The sequence below is a fragment of the Pseudarthrobacter sp. NPDC080039 genome (assembly GCF_040702335.1).
Lineage (GTDB): Bacteria > Actinomycetota > Actinomycetes > Actinomycetales > Micrococcaceae > Arthrobacter > Arthrobacter enclensis_A.
In genome coordinates this window covers 1-1453 of record NZ_JBFBKY010000073.1, presented here as the reverse complement: position 1 = coordinate 1453, position 1453 = coordinate 1, and the positions used below count along the sequence as shown (strand labels likewise).

General features: G+C 63.4%; 1 protein-coding gene. It reads left to right on the top strand.

Going from position 1 to position 1453, the window contains the following annotated elements; genetic code table 11:
• The first annotated feature begins 47 nt into the window (after positions 1-47).
• On the top strand, positions 48-1445 hold the full coding sequence (locus tag AB0313_RS22110) for an IS30 family transposase (protein ID WP_366308493.1): 1398 nt from the start codon (positions 48-50) through the stop codon (positions 1443-1445).
• Positions 1446-1453 lie beyond the last annotated feature (8 nt).

Sequence of the window (1453 nt, the reverse complement as noted above, 5' to 3'; positions counted from 1 at the left end):
AGGCGTATTCAACCGGTCGAAGCAACACCCGATTACGGAGGTGTTGGATGTCGGTTCGCAATCGGCAGAAGCAAGTACGGGCGTATCGAGGGCAGATCCCTTCACCGGGTCGGCCGTCGGTGGTCTGGCGCGAGGACCGAGTACGGTTCTGGGTCGCGATCGCCTCCGGTGCGAAGACCCGGGACGCCGGCGTCGCGGCCGGCGTGTCAGAGCCCGTCGCGCATCGCTGGTTCCTGCACGCTGGCGGTGTGAATCCTCAGCTGGCCCCGACACTGTCCGGACGGTATCTGTCCTCGACCGACCGTGAGGACATCGCGTTGTGGCGTGCGCAAGACTGTGGGGTGCGAGAGATCGCTCGCCGACTGGGCCGAAGCCCGTCTACGATCTCGCGGGAGCTGCGTCGGAACGCGTCGACGAGAACGTATCGCTTGGACTACAAGGCGTCTACAGCGCAGTGGCATGCCGAACGACGAGCCCGCCGTCCCAAGACCGCGAAGCTGATCACGAACGATGGCCTCCGCGACTACGTCAATGACAAGCTCAGCGGACACGTCAGATCGGGCGGAGGAGAACGTTTGGGCCCGGTCGGCCCGATCTGGGACGGGAAGAACAAACCGCATAGGGAGGACCGCGAATGGGTGAGGGGGTGGAGCCCTCAGCAGATCGCGAAACGCCTGCCGGTCGAGTTCCCGGATGATCCAACGATGCGGATCTCGCACGAAGCGATCTACCAAGCCCTTTACGTTCCGAGCCGAGGCGGACTCGCAAGGCAGCAGGCGTGGCACCTGCGCCGAGGGCGCACGAAACGTATGCCACGAGCGCGAACACGTCAGCAAGCCTGGGCGCATGTCACCGACGCCACAACCTTGAAGAAGAGACCCTCCGAAGCCGACCAGCGGAAAGTCGCAGGCCACTGGGAAGGAGATCTCATCATTGGTCTCAACCGGTCAGCGATCGCGACTCTGATCGACCGCACGACGCGTTTCGCCATGCTCGTTCATCTGCCCCGGCAGAAGGGTTACGGACTGGTCAAGCCGACAAAGAATGGGCCAGCATTAGCTGGCTACGGCGCGGTCACGATGAAGAACGCACTCGTCCGGACCTTCGAGCCGCTCCCGGCGGACCTGCGACGCTCCCTGACGTGGGACCGGGGAAAGGAGATGTCCGCGCACGCCCTTCTGACGCAGGAAATCGGGCTGCCGGTCTATTTTGCCGACGCGAAGAGCCCGTGGCAGCGCGGGAGCAACGAACATCTCAACGGGCTACTTCGGCAATACTTCCCGAAAGGCACCGACATCTCTCGCTGGAGCACCCCAGAGATCCAAGCTGTCGCCGACATCATCAACAACCGGCCGCGCGGCATCCTAGGATGGCGCACTCCAGCGGAAGCCTTCGCGGACCAGCTAAGCTCAGTCCCAATAGCAACTGTTGCTTCGACCGGTTGAATACGCCC

Bases quoted from the DNA above. Each gene is read 5' to 3' on its own strand.
- AB0313_RS22110 (WP_366308493.1), top strand. From the start codon at position 48: ATGTCGGTTCGCAATCGGCAGAAGCAAGTACGGGCGTATCGAGGGCAG.